Source organism: Bradyrhizobium sp. WYCCWR15520, assembly GCF_056174665.1.
The window spans coordinates 146,011-162,985 of sequence record NZ_JBWBWM010000020.1 but is presented as its reverse complement, the minus strand read 5'-3'; the positions used below and the strand labels follow the sequence as shown (position 1 = coordinate 162,985).

Genomic DNA, 16,975 nt, shown 5'->3' with positions numbered 1-16,975 from the left:
ATGACCTCCGAACGTTACAACGCCCGTGATTCCGAGCCTCGCTGGCAGCGCCAGTGGGACGAAAAGGCGATCTTTGCGTCGAAAAACGATGACCCGCGGCCGAAATACTACGTGCTCGAGATGTTCCCCTACCCGTCCGGGCGCATCCATATCGGCCATGTCCGGAACTATACGCTGGGCGACGTGCTGGCGCGGTTCATGCGCGCCAGGGGTTTCAACGTGCTGCACCCGATGGGCTGGGACGCTTTTGGCCTGCCGGCGGAGAACGCCGCAATCGAGCGCAAGGTCGCGCCAAAGGCGTGGACCTACGACAACATCGCCGCGATGAAGAAGCAGTTGCGGTCGATCGGGCTGTCGCTCGACTGGAGCAGAGAATTCGCGACCTGCGACCCCAACTATTACAAGCATCAGCAGAAGATGTTTCTGGACATGCTGCGCGCCGGCCTGGCCGAACGCGAGAAGCGCAAGCTCAACTGGGATCCGGTCGACATGACCGTGCTCGCCAACGAGCAGGTGATCGACGGCCGCGGCTGGCGCTCGGGCGCGATCGTCGAACAGCGCGAGATGAGCCAGTGGGTCTTCAAGATCACGAAGTACTCGCAGGAGCTGCTGGACGCACTCGACGGGCTGGACCGCTGGCCCGACAAGGTGCGGCTGATGCAGCGCAACTGGATCGGCCGCTCCGAAGGCCTGCTGATCCGCTTCGCGCTGGATGCTGCAACGACGCCGGCGGGCGAAACCGAGCTGAAGATATTCACGACGCGGCCGGACACGCTGTTCGGCGCAAAATTCATGGCGATCTCGGCCGACCATCCGCTGGCGATAGCCGCGGCGGCGAAGAATCCAAAGCTCGCCGAGTTCATCGCTGACATCAAGAAGATCGGCACCGCGCAGGAAATCATCGACACCGCCGAGAAACAGGGTTTTGACACCGGCATCAAGGCGGTTCACCCGTTCGATCCGAACTGGAAGCTGCCGGTTTACGTCGCGAATTTCGTGCTGATGGAATACGGCACCGGCGCCATCTTCGGCTGCCCGGGCCACGACCAGCGCGACCTCGACTTCGTCAATAAATATAATCTCGGCGTCACGCCGGTGGTCTGTCCCGAGGGTCAGGACCCAAAAAGCTTCGTGATCACCGACACCGCCTATGATGGCGATGGCCGCATGATCAATTCCCGTTTCCTCGATGGCATGACCATCGACGAGGCCAAGGAAGAGATTGCAAAACGGCTGGAATCGGAGATACGGGGCAATGAGCCGGTCGGCGAGCGCCAGATCAATTTCCGCCTGCGCGACTGGGGCATCTCGCGCCAGCGCTATTGGGGCTGCCCGATCCCTGTCATCCATTGCCCGAAATGCGATGTGGTGCCGGTGCCGGACGACCAGTTGCCGGTGACGCTGCCGGAGGACGCAACCTTCGACAAGCCCGGCAACGCGCTCGACCATCATCCGACCTGGAAGCACGTCACCTGCCCGAAATGCGGCGGCAAGGCTAGCCGCGAAACCGACACCATGGACACCTTCGTGGATTCGTCCTGGTATTTTGCGCGCTTTACCGATCCCTGGAACGAGAAAGCGCCGACCACGCCTGCAGTCGCCGACCGGATGATGCCGGTCGACCAGTATATCGGCGGCGTCGAGCACGCGATCCTGCATCTGCTCTACAGCCGGTTCTTCACCCGCGCGATGAAGGCGACCGGCCATATCAACATGGACGAGCCGTTCGCCGGCATGTTCACGCAAGGCATGGTGGTGCACGAGACCTATCAGAAGGCCGACGGCACCTATGTCACGCCGGCCGAGGTGAAGGTCGAGGTCATCGGCGGCGAACGGCGCGCAACGATGATCGAGGGCGGCGAGGAAGTTTCGATCGGCGCCATCGAGAAGATGTCGAAGTCGAAGAAGAACACCGTCGACCCCGATGACATCATCGCGACCTATGGCGCCGACGTCGCGCGCTGGTTCATGCTGTCGGACTCCCCGCCCGACCGCGACGTGATCTGGAGCGACGAGCGCGTGCAGGGCGCCTCACGCTTCGTGCAGCGGCTGTGGCGGCTGGTGAACGAATCGGCCGAAATCGCCAAATCGGCAGCTGCCGACCGGCCGGCCACGTTCGGCCCCGAGGCGCTGGCGCTGCGCAAGGCGGCCCACGGCGCGCTCGACAAGGTCTCGTCAGGCATCGAGCGGCTGCACTTCAACGTCTGCCTGGCCCATGTCCGGGAATTCGCCAATGCGCTGGCGGAGGTGCTGGGGAAGGGCGGCAAGCCGGCGGCCGATACCGCCTGGGCGGTTCGGGAAGCCGCGACCATCCTGGTTCAGCTCATTGCGCCCATGATGCCCCATCTGGCTGAAGAGTGCTGGCAGGTTCTGGGCCAGCAGGGGCTGATTTCAGAGGCCAACTGGCCCCAAATCGAACGCGATTTGCTGGTTGAAGACACCGTGACGCTGGTGGTCCAGGTCAACGGCAAGAAGCGGGGTGATGTTACCGTGCCACGGGTCGCCCAAAATCCGGAAATTGAGGCTGCCGTTTTGGCGCTCGATGCGGTAAAAGTCGCTCTCGGCGGCAAGGCTGTCCGCAAGGTAATCGTAGTTCCCATGAGGATCGTGAATGTCGTTGGCTAAGACCCGGATCGCCGTTCGGCTCATCGCCGTCGCCGCTCTGGCGGCGCTCACGGCCGGCTGCTTCCAGCCAATGTATGCCGAACGTACCGACGGCAAGCCCGGCTTGCGCGAAAAGCTGATGGGCGTGGAAGTCCCACCGGTCGACAAGCCCAACGCGTCGCGGGAAGCCCGAATCCAGGTGGAGATACGTAACGCGCTGGCGTTCAAGCTCTACGGCAACGCCACCGGCATGCCGCCGACCCACCGCCTGGTGCTGCGCTTCACCAGCTCGCGCTCCTCGCTGATGATCGATCCCAACACCGCGCTGCCGTCGAGCGAAAATTACGGCATCGACGCGCAGTACAATCTGATCGACCTTGCCACCAACAAGTCGGTCATGACCGGCACGACCTTCTCCCGCGTGTCTTACGACATTCCGGGCAATCTGCAGCGCTTCGCCCGCGCCCGCGCCTTCCGCGATGCCGAGGATCGCGCCGCCAACGAAATTGCGGAAAACATCCAGACCCGGCTGGCGTCGTTCTTCTACGCCGGCACCTGACCGCCATTGGTCGCGCTCCGCGGAAAAGACATCGACACTTTTCTCGCCCGGCCTGATGCCGGCCGTCCCATCATCCTGCTTTACGGTCCGGACGCCGGTCTGGTGCGCGAGCGCGCCGATGCGTTGATTGCGTCGGCGGTCGACGATCCCAACGATCCCTTTTCGCTGGTGCGGCTCGACGGCGACGAGCTGGCGGCCGAGCCGTCGCGGCTGGTCGATGAAGCCATGACGATCCCGATGTTCGGCGGCCGACGGGCGATCCGCGTGCGCGCCGGCTCCCGCAGTTTTGCCAGCGGCGTCGATACGCTGGCCGATTCGCCAGTGAAGGATTGCCGCATCGTGATCGAGGCCGGTGAGCTCCGGCCGGAATCGCCGCTGCGCAAGGCCTGCGAGCGCGCCAAGACCGCAGTCGCCATCGCCTGCTATCCCGACACCGAGCGCGATCTGTCGAGACTGATCGACGAGGAATTGCGGACGTCCAATTTGCGCATTGCCGCCGATGCGCGCGCCGTGCTGATGTCGCTGCTCGGCGGCGACCGCCAGGCCTCGCGCAACGAACTGCGCAAGCTCGCGCTCTATTCCCACGGCAAGGGCGAGATCGCGCTCGACGATGTCATGACCGTCGTGTCCGACGCCTCCGAGCTGAAACTCGACCCGATCGTGGACGGCGCCTTTGCCGGCAAGCCGGACCTGGTCGAAGGCGAATTTGCCAAGGCCATGGTCGCCGGCACCTATCCCGGCGTGATCATTTCCGCCGCGCAGCGCCAGGCGGCCTGGCTGCACAAATCGGCGCTCGCGGTCGCGGAAGGAACGCCGGTCTCGACCTTGCTCGAAAGCGGCTATCCGCGCCTGCACTTTTCGCGCAAGGGCGCCGTCGAAATCGCGCTGCGTAATTTCAGCCCCGCCCGGCTCGCCGGCATCATCGATCAGCTTGGGACCGCGGCGCTCGACATGCGCAAACAGGCCTCGCTGGCGTCAGCCATCGGGCTGCGCACACTGCTATCGATTGCGGCCAATGCGAAACGACGGGGGTGAGATGTCGGATGGGGCGGAGGACGCCGTAACCCTTTGGCGTCCGGTTGGACCGAAGGAGCTGGAATTGATTCGCAACAGCGGAATGCGCGCGTTTCCGCCGCGACTTCCCGATCAGCCCATCTTCTATCCGGTGCTCTCAGAAGAATACGCGGTGAAGATTGCCCGTGACTGGAACGTGCCGGCCAGCGGCTCTGGCTATGTCACTCGTTTTCAAGTCAGACGGAGTTTCCTGGAAAACTACAGTGTCCAAAAGGCTGGTGGCTTGGCTCATTTGGAGTACTGGATTCCTGCCGAGGAAATGGCCGCTTTCAATGCGGCCATCGTGGGTGAGATCGAAGTCGTCGCCGAGTTTCGCTGACGCCGCGCTCTCCGACCGTCATTGCGAGCGAAGCGAAGCAATCCATCGCGCCACAAGTGGAGGAATGGATTGCTTCGTCGCTATCGCTCCCTTGCGCAAACGCTTCGCGTTTGTCGCAGGCAATGACGCGGAGAGACTTATCAATTCCCCTTCTCCAGCCGTCGCATCACCTCATCCAACTGTTCGAGATTGCGATAGCTGATCTGGACGCTGCCGCCGGGGTCGCGGTGGTTGACGGTCACGGTGAGGCCGAGCGCATCGCTGACGCGCTTCTCCAGCGCGATCGTGTCGGGATCTTTTGTCTTGCTGCCGCCGCCCCTCGCCTTCTGCGGCTTGCGCTCCGGCACACCCTCTTCATGCGCCAGCGCTTCGGTCTGGCGGACGTTGAGACCTTCCGCGACGATGCGCTTGGCTGCGGCCAGCGGATCGGGCACGCCGATCAGCGCGCGGGCGTGACCGGCCGACAATTCGCCGTTCGCAATAAGGGCCTGCACCTCCGCCGGCAATTTCGTCAGCCGCATCATGTTGGCGACGTGGCTGCGGCTCTTGCCGACTTCCTTGGCGATGTCTTCCTGGCTGCGTTTGAATTCGTCGGCCAGCGCGTGATAGCCCTGCGCCTCTTCCATCGCATTGAGGTCTTCGCGCTGCACGTTCTCGATGATCATGATCTCGAGTGCGTCGCTGTCGCTGACTTCGATGGGGACGATCGGCACTTCGTGCAGGCTGGCGAGTTGCGCCGCGCGCCAGCGTCGTTCGCCGGCGATGATCTCGTAGCGGTCCTGCGTGCCTTTCACCGGCCGCACCACGATGGGCTGAATCACGCCGTGCTGCTTGACGGAGGCCGCAAGCTCGCCGAGCTCGGCATCGGAAAAGGTCCGGCGCGGGTTACGCGGATTCGGTTTCAAAAATTCGATCGGCACCTTGCGCTGGTTGCGCGGGCGTTCGACATGCGCGGCCTCACCGCCGACGTCCCCGATCAGACTTGCGAGACCACGACCCAGTCGCGAACGCGTTTCGTCGGCCATCGCCGCCAACTCCCTAGGATTCACTTAAGCTACTCCGGAACTGAATTCGGTGATCGTTGGGTGGGCAAAAGCAAAGCGTGCCCACCGACTCTCGCGGCAGCGCGTAGGATGGGTTGAGCGTAGCGAAACCCATCATCTTTACCACGCGACTTGATGGGTATCGCTGCGCTCAACCCATCCGACATTTCCCTCTAATGCCTCAGCTCGCGCTCGCGCTGGATCACTTCCGTCGCAAGCTTTAGATAGGCTTCGCTGCCGACGCATTTGAGATCGTAGACCAGCACCGGCTTGCCGTAGGACGGCGCCTCGGAGATGCGCACGTTGCGCGGGATCATGGTGTCGTAGACCTTCCCGCCCATGAACTGCCTGACGTCGGCGACCACCTGGTTCGACAGGTTGTTGCGGGAGTCGAACATGGTCAGCACGATGCCGTGGATCGACAGGTTCGGATTGAGGGTCGAGCGCACCTGCTCCACCGTCTGCAGCAGTTGCGACAGACCTTCGAGCGCGAAGAACTCGCATTGCAGCGGCACCAGGATCGCATCCGACGCCGCCATCGCATTGACGGTGAGGAGATTGAGCGAGGGCGGGCAATCGATCAGCACATAGGTGTAATCGGTGTCGGGCGCGGCGTTCTTGTTCAGCGCTGCGATCGCATCGCGCAGGCGGAACGCGCGGCCGGGCGTCGTGCCGAGTTCGAGCTCGAGGCCCGACAGATCCATGGTCGAGGACGCGATGTGCAGCCTCGGCACCGCGGTGGCAACGACCGCATCGCGCAGCGGCGCTTCGCCGATCAGCACGTCATAGGTCGAGCAGTTGCGGTTGCGCCGATCGATGCCGAGACCGGTAGAGGCGTTGCCCTGCGGATCGAGATCGACGATCAGGACGCGCTCGCCAATTGCCGCGAGCGCGGTGCCCAGATTGATCGCCGTGGTGGTCTTGCCGACGCCGCCCTTCTGATTCGCGAGCGACAGGATGCGTGGATGGGGCGGTGGAGTTTGGTCTCTATCTTCTTGATATAACTGATCTAATTCGCTCATGCCCGATCGCCATGTGTGATCGCGGAGGGGTTGCGCCGCTCGATCCGATCGAGTTCGACGATCCAGCCGTGCCCGCCCGTGCGGCTGGAATGGAGTCGCGGTTGAATATTCCAATATTTAGTGGCTTCGGTCAATTCAGCCTCTACATCTTGGCCTTTGAGAAACAGCGCTTTCGCGCCATCGCTCACAAACGGCTCCGCGAAGCCGACAAGTTGATGTAATGGAGCCAGCGCCCGCGCAGTGACGCAATCAACGCGACTTCCAATTCTATCCACAATATCCCCGATTCCCGCCAAATGCACGATTGCAGACGCGGAAGTTACGCGAATTGCCTCGCGCAGGAAGGCGGCCTTTTTGGCGTTCCTCTCGACCAGATGCACATTTGCGCCTGGCGTTTCCACCAATGCACAGGCGAGCACCACGCCGGGAAATCCGCCGCCGCTGCCGAAATCGACCCAGATTTTTTTTGATGGTGCCAGGTCGAGGAGTTGCAGCGAGTCGGAAATGTGCCGTGTCCAGAGATGCGGAAGCGTGGAGGGCGCCACGAGATTCGTTTTGATCTGCCACTCAAGAAGGAGGGCGACGTAGCGTTCGAGCCGGGCCTCCGTTTCACTTGAAACGGGCGTGAGGGCCAGTGCGGCTGCTTTGTCGGAGGCCAGGATCGGCGAGGGGATCTCGGCAGCGGCTTTCGCCATTGAACGGGTCTCAGGTGGGTTTGGATCGTAGGATGGGTGGAGCGAAAGCGATACCCATCTGTCGGGCATCAGCAGCGATTGGGTATCGCTTCGCTCCACCCATCCTACATCAACGTTTCACGTGAAACAGATTCTTAAGCTGTCGCCTTCGCGCTCTTCCGCCGCGCCTCGCGCCGTAGATAGGCCGCCAGAATTCCAAGCGCCGCCGGCGTCAAACCATCAAGCCGACCCGCCTGCCCCACGGTCCGTGGCTGGGCCGCCTGAAGCTTTGACCGGGCCTCATTCGAAAGTCCGGGCACATCGGCATAGTCGATCCCGGTCAGGATCAAACCTTCGTCGCGTCGGAAGGCATCGACGTCGGCGGTCTGGCGCTTGAGATAGACATCGTATTTGGCGTCGATCTCGAGATGCACGGCGATCGACGGATCGATAGCGGAGAGCTCGGGCCAGATACCGCGCAGGGTCGTCCACTCGACTTCCGGATAGGCCAGCAGCTCGAATGCCGATCGGCGATGGCCGTCGCGGTTGAGCGCAAGGCCGTGCTTGGCCGCTTCGTTGGGAGTGATGGCCAGCGACTTGGCCAACGCCTTGGCGGCCTCCAACGCAGCCATCTTCTCGCGATGCCGTTGCGAACGCGCCTGCCCTACGCAGCCCAGAGCGATACCCTTGTCCGTCAGACGCTGATCGGCGTTGTCGGCTCGAAGCGTCAGACGGTACTCGGCCCGCGAGGTGAACATCCGGTACGGCTCAGTGATCCCGCGGGTCACGAGGTCATCGATCATCACCCCGAGATACCCGTCAGCGCGATCGAACACGATCGGATCAGTGCCGCCCGCCATCAACGCAGCGTTCAGACCGGCTACGATCCCCTGAGCCGCCGCCTCTTCGTATCCTGTCGTGCCGTTGATCTGCCCAGCCAAGAAGAGACCGGGCAGACGCTTGGTCTGCAGGGTCGGCTCAAGCTCCCGCGGATCGACATGGTCGTATTCGATGGCGTAGCCCGGCCGGACCATCTTCACCCTCTCGAGGCCGGGAATGGTCGCGAGGATTGCGAGCTGCACCTCTTCCGGCAGCGAGGTCGAGATGCCGTTGGGATAGACGGTGGAGTCGTCGAGCCCTTCCGGCTCCAAAAAGATCTGGTGCCCGTCGCGATCGCCAAAGCGGACGATCTTGTCCTCGATCGACGGACAATAACGCGGGCCGCTGCTCTTGATCTGGCCGGAATACATTGGCGAGCGATGTACGTTGACGCGGATTACCTCATGGGTCGCCGGGGTCGTCCGCGTGATCCCGCACTGGATCTGCGGCGTCGTGATCCGGTCGGTCATGACCGAGAACGGCTCCGGCGGGTCGTCGCCGGGCTGCATCTCCACCGCGGACCAGTCGATGGTCTTGCCATCGAGCCGCGGCGGGGTGCCGGTCTTCAACCGCCCCAGTGTAAACCCGACACGCTCAAAGGACGCCGAAAGCCCCATCGCCGGCGCCTCCCCGACACGGCCGGCGGGCCAGTTCTTTTCGCCGAGATGGATGAGCCCCCGGAGGAAGGTGCCTGTCGTGATAACGACCGCAGCGGCCGCAAGCTCACGCCCGTACCCCAGCCGTACGCCCCTCACCTGGCCATTCGAAACGATCAGCTCATCCGCCTCGCCTTCAATCACGCTGAGGTTCGCCGTCTCCCGGACCGCGGTCTGCATGGCGGCGGCGTAAAGCTTGCGGTCCGCCTGGGCGCGCGGTCCGCGGACCGCCGGACCCTTGCGGCGGTTCAACATCCGAAACTGGATGCCTCCGGCATCGGCCACGCGACCCATCAGACCATCCAGCGCGTCGACTTCACGGACCAGATGGCCCTTGCCGAGCCCGCCGATAGCGGGATTGCAGGACATCGCTCCGATGGTCGCAAACCGATGGGTCACCAAAGCCGTCTTCGCGCCCATCCGCGCAGCCGCGCTCGCGGCCTCGCAGCCGGCATGGCCGCCACCGATGACGATGACGTCGAAGGAGTCTGCTTCGGAAATCATGCCGGGACTTCTATCGCGGAGTTGGAAAACCCGGAAGTGGTTTTGAGGAATCTTTGTTTCACGTGAAACACCAGCGGCTGGCCCGCCCCTCTGTTTCACGTGAAACATTTATGGATAAGGAAGTCTTACTTACCTACACAGAACTCCCGGAAGATGACGTCCAGGATGTCCTCGACGTCCACGCGGCCTAATAGTCTGCCCAACGAATGGGAGGCTGAGCGCAGTTCTTCCGCCGCAAGTTCTTCACCCTTCCCGACCACGGCGAGACAGCGGCGCAACGCGGCGACCACATCTTCCAATAACTTCCGCTGTCGGGTACGGCCGATCACGCCAGCCTCGCTGCCGCCAAAGTAGCTTTGGGCGAACTCGACCAGGGCATTAATCAGCTCCGGTAGGCCGTCGCCGCGGCTCGCCGAAATCTGGAAACTTGGCTGGCTCGGTTTCCCGGCCTCGGCCAATGGCCGACCCGCCTCCGCGAGATCGATTTTGTTTCGCACCTTCCAGATCGGTGCGCTCCCGTCGTGATCGATCGCCGCTTGCGGAGAGTCGGAAAGCCACAGCACGAGATCCGCGTCTGCCGCACGAGCTCGGGCGCGACGAACGCCCTCCTGCTCCACCGGGTCGTCGGTCTCGCGAATGCCGGCAGTGTCGATCACGGTTACCGGATAGCCGTCGAGGTCGAGCTGCACCTCGATGATGTCGCGGGTAGTGCCGGCATGCGGAGAGACGATCGCGACCTCACGGCGCGCGAGCTGATTCATCAGCGTCGACTTACCGACGTTCGGCGGGCCGGCGATCGCGACGACGAGGCCATCGCGAAGCCGCTCACTCCGCCCCTGCCCCGCCAGCACTTCCTCGATCTCGGCCAGCAGCGCTTCGACCTTTGCCAGGGCCGGCGCGATCAACTCTGCCGGCACATCGCCCTCATCCGAGAAATCGATCCCGGCCTCGACCAAGGCAGACGCCTCGATGATCCGCGCGCGCCAATCGCGCGCCCGGTCGCCAAGCAGCCCCTTCAATTGACGCAATGCCTGGCGCCGCTGCCGATCGGTATCGGCGTGAATGAGATCGTCGAGGCCTTCGGCTTCGGTGAGATCAAGCTTGCCGTTCTCGAACGCGCGCCGCGTAAATTCTCCGGGCTCGGCGATGCGAACATCCTCGAACGCGGACAGCGCCGCGAACAAAGCCGCCAGCACCGCGCGTCCGCCGTGGACGTGAAATTCGGCAACGTCTTCGCCGGTCGCACTGGCCGGACCTGGAAACCAAAGTACCACGGCGTCGTCGATCGGCCGCTGGCCGACACCCCGAAGCAGGGCGCGGGTGGCCATTCGCGGTGGCGGCAATTTGCCGGCCAGGGCCGTCACGACCTTTCCGGCCTGCGAACCCGAGACGCGCACCAACGCGATCGCACTCGGTGGCCGGCCCGATGACAGCGCAAAAATCGTCTGGTCTCGCGGATGCATGGCCTATTTGCGCGGGAGGTTTTGAAAAGGCAACGCGATTCAGTTCGAGGCCTGACCGCGCAGGCCATGCCGCTGCTCTGCCGTGAAAAGACTCCGCAAAAAATGCTGCAAAATCCGGAGAGGCGCCCTCCCCGAACATCCCACAGCAATAAATAGGAATAAAATTCAATACCTTATATGGTTAACCAATCGCTAAGACCAGTTTTCGCATGCTGCATTCGCACCGCAGCGGCACGCGCAGCATGAAAAAGGGCGCCCCACTGGTGCGAGGCGCCCTCCCCCAAGCCCGGTTTGACGGCTCAGGTATTCATGGAATCGAAGAACTCCGAGTTGTTCTTGGTGTTGCGGAGCTTGTCGAGCAGGAAGTCGATCGCGTCCATCGTGCCCATCGGATTGAGGATCCGGCGCAGCACGTACATCTTCTTCAGGAGCTGCGGATCGGTGATCAGCTCTTCCTTGCGGGTGCCGGAGCGCGAAATGTCGATCGCCGGGAAGGTCCGCTTGTCCGAGACCTTGCGGTCGAGGATCAGTTCGGAGTTACCGGTGCCCTTGAATTCTTCGAAGATGACTTCGTCCATGCGGCTGCCGGTATCGACCAGTGCGGTCGCGATGATCGTCAGCGAACCGCCCTCCTCGATGTTGCGCGCGGCGCCGAAGAATCGTTTCGGCCGTTGCAGCGCATTGGCGTCGACACCGCCGGTCAGCACCTTGCCAGATGACGGCACCACGGTGTTGTAGGCTCGGCCCAGACGCGTGATCGAGTCCAAGAGGATCACGACGTCGCGGCCATGCTCGACGAGACGCTTGGCTTTCTCGATCACCATCTCGGCGACTTGGACGTGACGTACGGCGGGTTCGTCGAAGGTCGACGACACCACCTCGCCTTTCACCGAGCGCTGCATGTCCGTGACTTCTTCCGGACGCTCGTCGATCAGGAGCACGATCAGATAGCACTCAGGATGATTGGCGGTGATGGAGTGTGCGATGTTCTGCATCAGCACCGTCTTGCCGGTGCGCGGCGGCGCCACGATCAGCGCGCGCTGGCCCTTGCCGATGGGCGCGACGATGTCGATCACCCTTGCAGAAAGGTCTTTTCGCGTGGGGTCTTCGAGTTCGAGGCGGAAGCGCTGGTCCGGAAACAGCGGCGTCAGATTGTCGAAATTGACCTTGTGCTTGGACTTTTCCGGATCTTCGAAATTGAGCGTGTTGACCTTGAGCAGCGCGAAATAGCGTTCGCCTTCCTTCGGGCTGCGGATGTGGCCTTCGATGGTGTCGCCGGTGCGAAGACCGAAGCGGCGGATCTGCGACGGCGAAACGTAGATGTCGTCGGGGCCGGGCAGGTAGTTGGCGTCGGGCGAACGCAGAAAGCCGAAGCCGTCGGAGAGAACCTCGACGACGCCTTCGCCGATAATGTCGATTTCCTGAATCGCGAGCTGCTTGAGAATGGCGAACATCAGCTCCTGCTTGCGCATGGTGCTGGCATTTTCGACCCCGCTCTCTTCGGCGAACGTTACAAGCTCGGCCGGCGTTTTCGATTTGAGGTCTTGGAGTTTCATTTCCCGCATTGGGGTGGTCCTGTGGAGTGTCTTTTGAGAAGGGGTGCGAGGTGGCTTTAGAAAAAAGCGGACACGAAAAATGGAAGGTCCGCAGGTCTAAGCAAGGAAAGCGCCGGTGAGGCTTCAAACCTGATGCGGCGGCCGGTCCAATGAAGGAGCCGGAACGCAGCCACATCCGCCTGCGTGGGGTGGGATTTCGATAATATAGAAAATCGGCCGCCGCTTCGCAAGCAGATGAGAAACGGCCGTATCAGCGAAAACGCGTCCTAGAACGGCTTCACGATAACCAGGATGACGACGAAGATCATCAGGACGGTCGGTACCTCATTGATAATACGATAGAATTTCTGGCTTCTGGTATTCCGGTCGGCGGCGAAATCCTTAACCCAGCGGACAAAAAACCCGTGGACGCCCGACAGGATGAGCACCAGCGTCAGTTTGGCGTGAAACCAGCCGGATGTGTACCAATCCCCGCTCCAGGCCAGATAGAGCCCGGCCAGCCAGGTGATGATCATCGCGGGATTGATGATCGCCTTCAGCAATCGCCTTTCCATCACCTTGAAGGTCTCGGACTGCTTCGATCCGACCTCGGCCTCGCAATGATAGACGAACAGCCGCGGCAGATAGAGCATGCCGGCCATCCACGAGATGACGGCAATCACATGCAGCGCCTTGATCCAGGGATATGCCGTGAGGATGGTGAACTCGTACATTGCAGTCGCCAGGCCTTGTTCGTCTCTGGAACGTTCCGATCATCCCGGCGTTGCGAAGAAGCGCTGCCAACGTGGGACGCAAGACATATCCGCAAAGCTCCGCTTCTCTAAACTAATAATTTTAGAATCTTAGGTTTGAGTCTAAGTGACGGTGATTATGACTCACGCAAAACGATCCCGCATGTTTGCGAGGCTTGTTCACAACCGTCCCCAATTTCGGCCGGACATTGCATCATCCTGATAACGCCACGCACATCAATTGCTTGTGCCGTTTCGTGGCCAGCTTATGAAGAGACAAATCCACACCTTCCCACTATCATGGCGATGAGCTGGCGGACTTGTCCTCTCGTGTGGCCCTGTGAAGAAAGGTAAGGGTTATCCCTGAGGCGGCGACGCGGGGTCTGATAACGCGGTTAAGCTCCACAGGATTCACAGGATTACACAGGGGTTCTGGTGCCCACGACCGGCAATTATTTTCATCTTCATCTGGTCTCCGACTCGACCGGCGAGACGCTCATTACGGTGGCGCGCGCGGTGGCTGCGCAATACGCCAACGTGACCGCGGTCGAACATGTCTATCCCCTGGTGCGCAGTCAGAAGCAGCTCGACCGCGTGCTCGACGAGATCGAGGAGGCGCCGGGCATCGTGCTCTTTACGCTGCTGGAAAAGGATCTGGTCGGCCGGCTGGAGGCCAAGTGCAGGGACATCAATATCCCGAGCCTCTCTATCATTGGGCCGGTGATGCAATTGTTCGAGGCTTATCTCGGCGCGGCAACGACGGGCAGGGTGGGTGCCCAGCACGTTCTGAACGCGGAATATTTCAAGCGCATCGATGCCTTGAACTACACCATGATGCATGACGACGGACAGCACGTCGAAGGCCTGGAGGAAGCCGATGTCGTTTTGGTCGGCGTATCCCGCACCTCGAAGACGCCGACCTCGATCTATCTTGCTAACCGCGGTGTCCGTACTGCGAATGTGCCACTGGTGCCGGGCATTCCGCTGCCGCACCAGCTGGAGACATTGAAAAAGCCACTGGTCGTCAGTCTGCACGCCACGCCCGAGCGGTTGATCCAGGTGAGGCAAAACCGATTGCTGAGCATGGGTGCGGATACGCCCAACGATGATTACATCGATCGTCAGTCTGTGGCCGACGAAGTCGCCTACGCGCGTAAGCTGAGTGCCAGATTTAGTTGGGCGCAGCTGGATGTCACGCGACGCTCGATCGAGGAGACTGCCGCCGCAGTGCTAAAGCTGTTCACCGACCGACAGCGGCAGCGGCTGCCGGAATGAAGCTGATACGATGACCATCTGGCGCGAAAAAGATCTGCTGATTCTCGCTTCGCAGAGCCGCGCACGGCAAACTCTGCTCGCCAACGCCGGCATTCCCTTCAAGGCCGTTCCCGCCGATATCGACGAGCGCGCGCTGCAGACCAATTCCGGCCTTTCATCGCCTGGCGAGATTGCGGGTCTGCTGGCGCGCGAAAAGGCGCAGTTCGTGTCATCAAAGAATCCCGGCCGCCATGTCGTCGGCGCCGATCAGACCCTGGCTTTGGGAAGCCGGCTGTTCAGCAAGCCGGCGGGGCGCGCACAGGCGGCGGATCAATTGCGCCTGCTTGCCGGCCACACGCATGAACTGCACTCTGCCGTTGCGGTTGCCCGCGACGGCAAGATAGGATTTTGCGATGTCAGCGTTGCCAAAATGACGATGCGGCGTTTGAGCGAAAGCGAGATCGAAAATTATCTAGATCAAGCGGGTGAGGCGGTCACGACCAGCGTCGGCGCCTATCAGCTCGAAGGGCTGGGCGTGCATCTGTTCGAGCGGATCGAGGGCGATCATTTCACCATTCTCGGCCTGCCGCTGCTGCCGTTGCTGGCATTCCTGCGCGGCGAGGGCCTGCTCAATGTCTAGGACCACCTTTTTGGAAACGGCGAGCTGAATGCGTATTCTCGGACTGACCGGCTCGATCGGGATGGGAAAATCCACCACCGCGAAGCTGTTCGTCGAGGCGGGCGTGCCGGTTTACGACGCCGACGCCGCCGTTCACAAAATCTATGAGGGCGAGGCGGCGCCGGCGATCGAAGCGGCATTTCCCGGCACGACGGTCGGCGGCAAGGTCGATCGCGCCAAATTGTCCGCCAAGGTGGTGCAGGACCCCGCCGCCATCAAGCAGCTCGAGGGAATCGTTCACCCGATGCTCGGCGCGTCCCGCCAGAAATTCCTCGACGAGGCCGAACGCTCCGGCGCGCCGGTCGTGGTGATGGATATCCCGCTCTTGTTCGAAACCGGCGGCGAGAAACGCGTCGATGCCGTGGTCGTGGTCAGCACCGATGCGGCGACCCAGCGCGAACGAATCCTGGCGCGCGGCACCATGACCAATGAGGCACTCGACGCCATTCTGGCGCGGCAATTGCCCGACGCCGAAAAGCGCAAGCGGGCGGATTTCGTGGTGGATACCTCGCATGGACTGGAGCCGGTGCGGGCCGCCATCCGCGACATTCTGGCCGCGGTCGTTAAGATGCCGCAACGGCGAACTTGATTCGCCGTAGAGCTGCGGTCCCAAAATCCATGCGCGAAATTGTTCTCGATACCGAAACCACAGGCCTCGACCCGCTGCGCGGCGACCGGCTGGTCGAGATCGGCTGCATCGAAATCTTCAACCGCATGCCGACCGGGCAGACGTTTCACCGCTACATCAATCCCGAGCGCGACATGCCGGCCGAAGCATTTAACGTGCACGGCCTGTCCACCGAGTTCCTCGCCAGCAAGCCGCTATTCCACGAAGTGGTCGAGGAGTTCCTGGATTTCATCGGCGACGCGCCGCTGGTGATTCACAACGCCTCGTTCGACGTCAGCTTCATTAATGCCGAGCTCGACCGCATCAAGCGGCAGCCGATCCTGCGAGAACGACTGGTCGATACGCTGCTGCTGGCGCGACGCAAGCATCCGGGCGTATCGAACCGGCTGGACGATCTCTGCTCGCGCTATTCGATCGACAATTCACGCCGCACCAAGCACGGCGCGTTGCTGGACGCTGAACTTCTGGCCGAGGTCTATATCGACCTGATCGGGGCGCGGCAGTCGCAACTGATCCTGGCGTCGGAAACCCGCGTCACTGTCAGCAACGGATTTGGCGAAACGCCGCGCCGGCAGCGCGAGGTGCCGCTGACGCCGCGAATCACCGACGCCGACCGCGAGGCTCATCGCGCTTTCATCGCCACATTGGGCGACAAGCCAATCTGGAACGATTTTCTGCCGGCCGCCGGCTAAGGCAGGACGCACCCCGGATGCAAGCGGCCCGAGGGCCGCGAGCCGGGCCCCATTCTACTGTGCATGGGGTTGTTTTCGAGATTTTGTATCTGAGACCTGTGTTCGCTTGCTTTAGCTCGGCTTCGCGCCGGAAGCGGCTTGCGCCGCAGCCTGCCGCTCCATGTTCTGGCGGTACAGACCGACGAAATCGACGGGATCAAGCATCAAGGGCGGGAAGCCGCCGTCGCGCACGGCAGTCGCGATAATCTCGCGCGCGAACGGGAACAGCAGCCGCGGGCATTCGATCATGACCAGCGGATGAAGCTGTTCCTGCGGCACGTTGACGATGCGGAACACGCCCGCATAGGCGAGTTCGAAGCTGAACATCACCTTGCCGCCATTTTCAGCCTTGCCCTCGATCGAAAGCGTCACTTCGAACTCATTTTGCGCGAGATTGTTCGCCGCAACGTTGATCTGGATGTTGATCGCCGGCTGCTGCTGTTGCGGCGCGAGCGAAGAGGGCGCGTTCGGATTCTCGAACGACAGGTCTTTGGTGTATTGGGCCAGCACATTGAGCTGGGGAGGGGCCTGCTCGGAAGGCGCGCCGTTGCCATTGGTCATGAAAATCTCTCCTGAAGCGCTCGCGAGCGCGGCCCGGG

16 protein-coding genes are annotated in these 16,975 nt (G+C 62.0%); 8 read left to right on the top strand and 8 right to left on the bottom strand.

Annotated elements, in window-relative coordinates; all coding sequences use genetic code 11:
• Genes leuS through AC0QUY_RS23580 form a run of 4 tightly spaced genes read left to right on the top strand, consistent with a single transcriptional unit; the run spans position 1 to position 4,556 of the window.
• Positions 1-2,625 carry a leucine--tRNA ligase gene (gene leuS, locus AC0QUY_RS23595; RefSeq protein WP_475388600.1) on the top strand — a complete coding sequence of 875 codons (2,625 nt, stop codon included), beginning with the start codon at positions 1-3 and terminating at the stop codon, positions 2,623-2,625.
• Positions 2,612-3,163, top strand: a complete 552-nt coding sequence (gene lptE / locus AC0QUY_RS23590) for an LPS assembly lipoprotein LptE (protein WP_475388599.1) — start codon at positions 2,612-2,614, stop codon at positions 3,161-3,163. Before leuS ends, lptE begins: the two co-directional genes overlap by 14 nt.
• A gap of 6 nt (positions 3,164-3,169) precedes the next feature.
• Positions 3,170-4,198, top strand: coding sequence for a DNA polymerase III subunit delta (gene holA / locus AC0QUY_RS23585; protein WP_475388597.1), 1,029 nt, complete (start codon positions 3,170-3,172; stop codon positions 4,196-4,198).
• A 1-nt stretch (position 4,199) separates the two neighbouring features.
• Positions 4,200-4,556, top strand: coding sequence for an ADP-ribosylation/crystallin J1 (locus tag AC0QUY_RS23580; protein WP_475388596.1), 357 nt, complete (start codon positions 4,200-4,202; stop codon positions 4,554-4,556).
• 140 nt (positions 4,557-4,696) lie between these two features.
• Here the strand turns inward: AC0QUY_RS23580 and AC0QUY_RS23575 are convergent, their stop codons facing one another.
• From AC0QUY_RS23575 to hemJ, 7 genes are all read right to left on the bottom strand, one after another.
• A complete protein-coding gene (locus AC0QUY_RS23575) occupies positions 4,697-5,581 on the bottom strand; it encodes a ParB/RepB/Spo0J family partition protein (RefSeq protein WP_475388595.1) in 885 nt (294 codons plus the stop codon).
• Between the two features lie 191 nt (positions 5,582-5,772).
• Positions 5,773-6,621: a ParA family protein gene (locus AC0QUY_RS23570; protein ID WP_475388594.1), complete on the bottom strand. Its 849-nt coding sequence runs from the start codon at positions 6,619-6,621 to the stop codon at positions 5,773-5,775.
• The gene (gene rsmG / locus AC0QUY_RS23565) at positions 6,618-7,316 is read right to left on the bottom strand and encodes a 16S rRNA (guanine(527)-N(7))-methyltransferase RsmG (RefSeq protein ID WP_475388593.1); all 699 of its coding nucleotides are present in this window, start codon (positions 7,314-7,316) and stop codon (positions 6,618-6,620) included. The genes AC0QUY_RS23570 and rsmG overlap by 4 nt, the downstream gene beginning before the upstream one ends.
• A 134-nt stretch (positions 7,317-7,450) precedes the next feature.
• Positions 7,451-9,334, bottom strand: coding sequence for a tRNA uridine-5-carboxymethylaminomethyl(34) synthesis enzyme MnmG (gene mnmG, locus AC0QUY_RS23560; protein ID WP_475388592.1), 1,884 nt, complete (start codon positions 9,332-9,334; stop codon positions 7,451-7,453).
• A 125-nt stretch (positions 9,335-9,459) separates the two neighbouring features.
• Positions 9,460-10,797, bottom strand: a complete 1,338-nt coding sequence (gene mnmE, locus AC0QUY_RS23555) for a tRNA uridine-5-carboxymethylaminomethyl(34) synthesis GTPase MnmE (protein ID WP_475388591.1) — start codon at positions 10,795-10,797, stop codon at positions 9,460-9,462.
• A 299-nt stretch (positions 10,798-11,096) separates the two neighbouring features.
• Positions 11,097-12,362: a transcription termination factor Rho gene (rho, locus tag AC0QUY_RS23550; protein WP_057834504.1), complete on the bottom strand. Its 1,266-nt coding sequence runs from the start codon at positions 12,360-12,362 to the stop codon at positions 11,097-11,099.
• Between the two features lie 257 nt (positions 12,363-12,619).
• The gene (hemJ, locus tag AC0QUY_RS23545) at positions 12,620-13,066 is read right to left on the bottom strand and encodes a protoporphyrinogen oxidase HemJ (RefSeq protein ID WP_475388590.1); all 447 of its coding nucleotides are present in this window, start codon (positions 13,064-13,066) and stop codon (positions 12,620-12,622) included.
• A 453-nt stretch (positions 13,067-13,519) separates the two neighbouring features.
• On the opposite strand from hemJ, the gene AC0QUY_RS23540 reads away from it, so the two are divergent.
• From AC0QUY_RS23540 to dnaQ, 4 genes are read left to right on the top strand one after another with little or no spacing between them, the layout of a single operon-like run.
• Complete coding sequence (locus AC0QUY_RS23540) at positions 13,520-14,359, top strand: pyruvate, water dikinase regulatory protein (protein ID WP_161850973.1); 840 nt, start codon at positions 13,520-13,522, stop codon at positions 14,357-14,359.
• A gap of 10 nt (positions 14,360-14,369) precedes the next feature.
• On the top strand, positions 14,370-14,978 hold the full coding sequence (locus AC0QUY_RS23535) for a Maf family protein (RefSeq protein ID WP_161850974.1): 609 nt from the start codon (positions 14,370-14,372) through the stop codon (positions 14,976-14,978).
• A gap of 28 nt (positions 14,979-15,006) precedes the next feature.
• Complete coding sequence (coaE, locus tag AC0QUY_RS23530) at positions 15,007-15,606, top strand: dephospho-CoA kinase (RefSeq protein ID WP_161850975.1); 600 nt, start codon at positions 15,007-15,009, stop codon at positions 15,604-15,606.
• Positions 15,607-15,635: 29 nt separating this feature from the next.
• Positions 15,636-16,337 (top strand): DNA polymerase III subunit epsilon, encoded by a 702-nt coding sequence (gene dnaQ, locus AC0QUY_RS23525; protein WP_475388589.1) that lies wholly within the window; start codon positions 15,636-15,638, stop codon positions 16,335-16,337.
• Positions 16,338-16,448: 111 nt separating this feature from the next.
• On the opposite strand, the gene secB is transcribed toward dnaQ, so the two are convergent.
• Positions 16,449-16,937, bottom strand: coding sequence for a protein-export chaperone SecB (gene secB, locus AC0QUY_RS23520; protein WP_057862246.1), 489 nt, complete (start codon positions 16,935-16,937; stop codon positions 16,449-16,451).
• Positions 16,938-16,975: the final 38 nt, after the last annotated feature.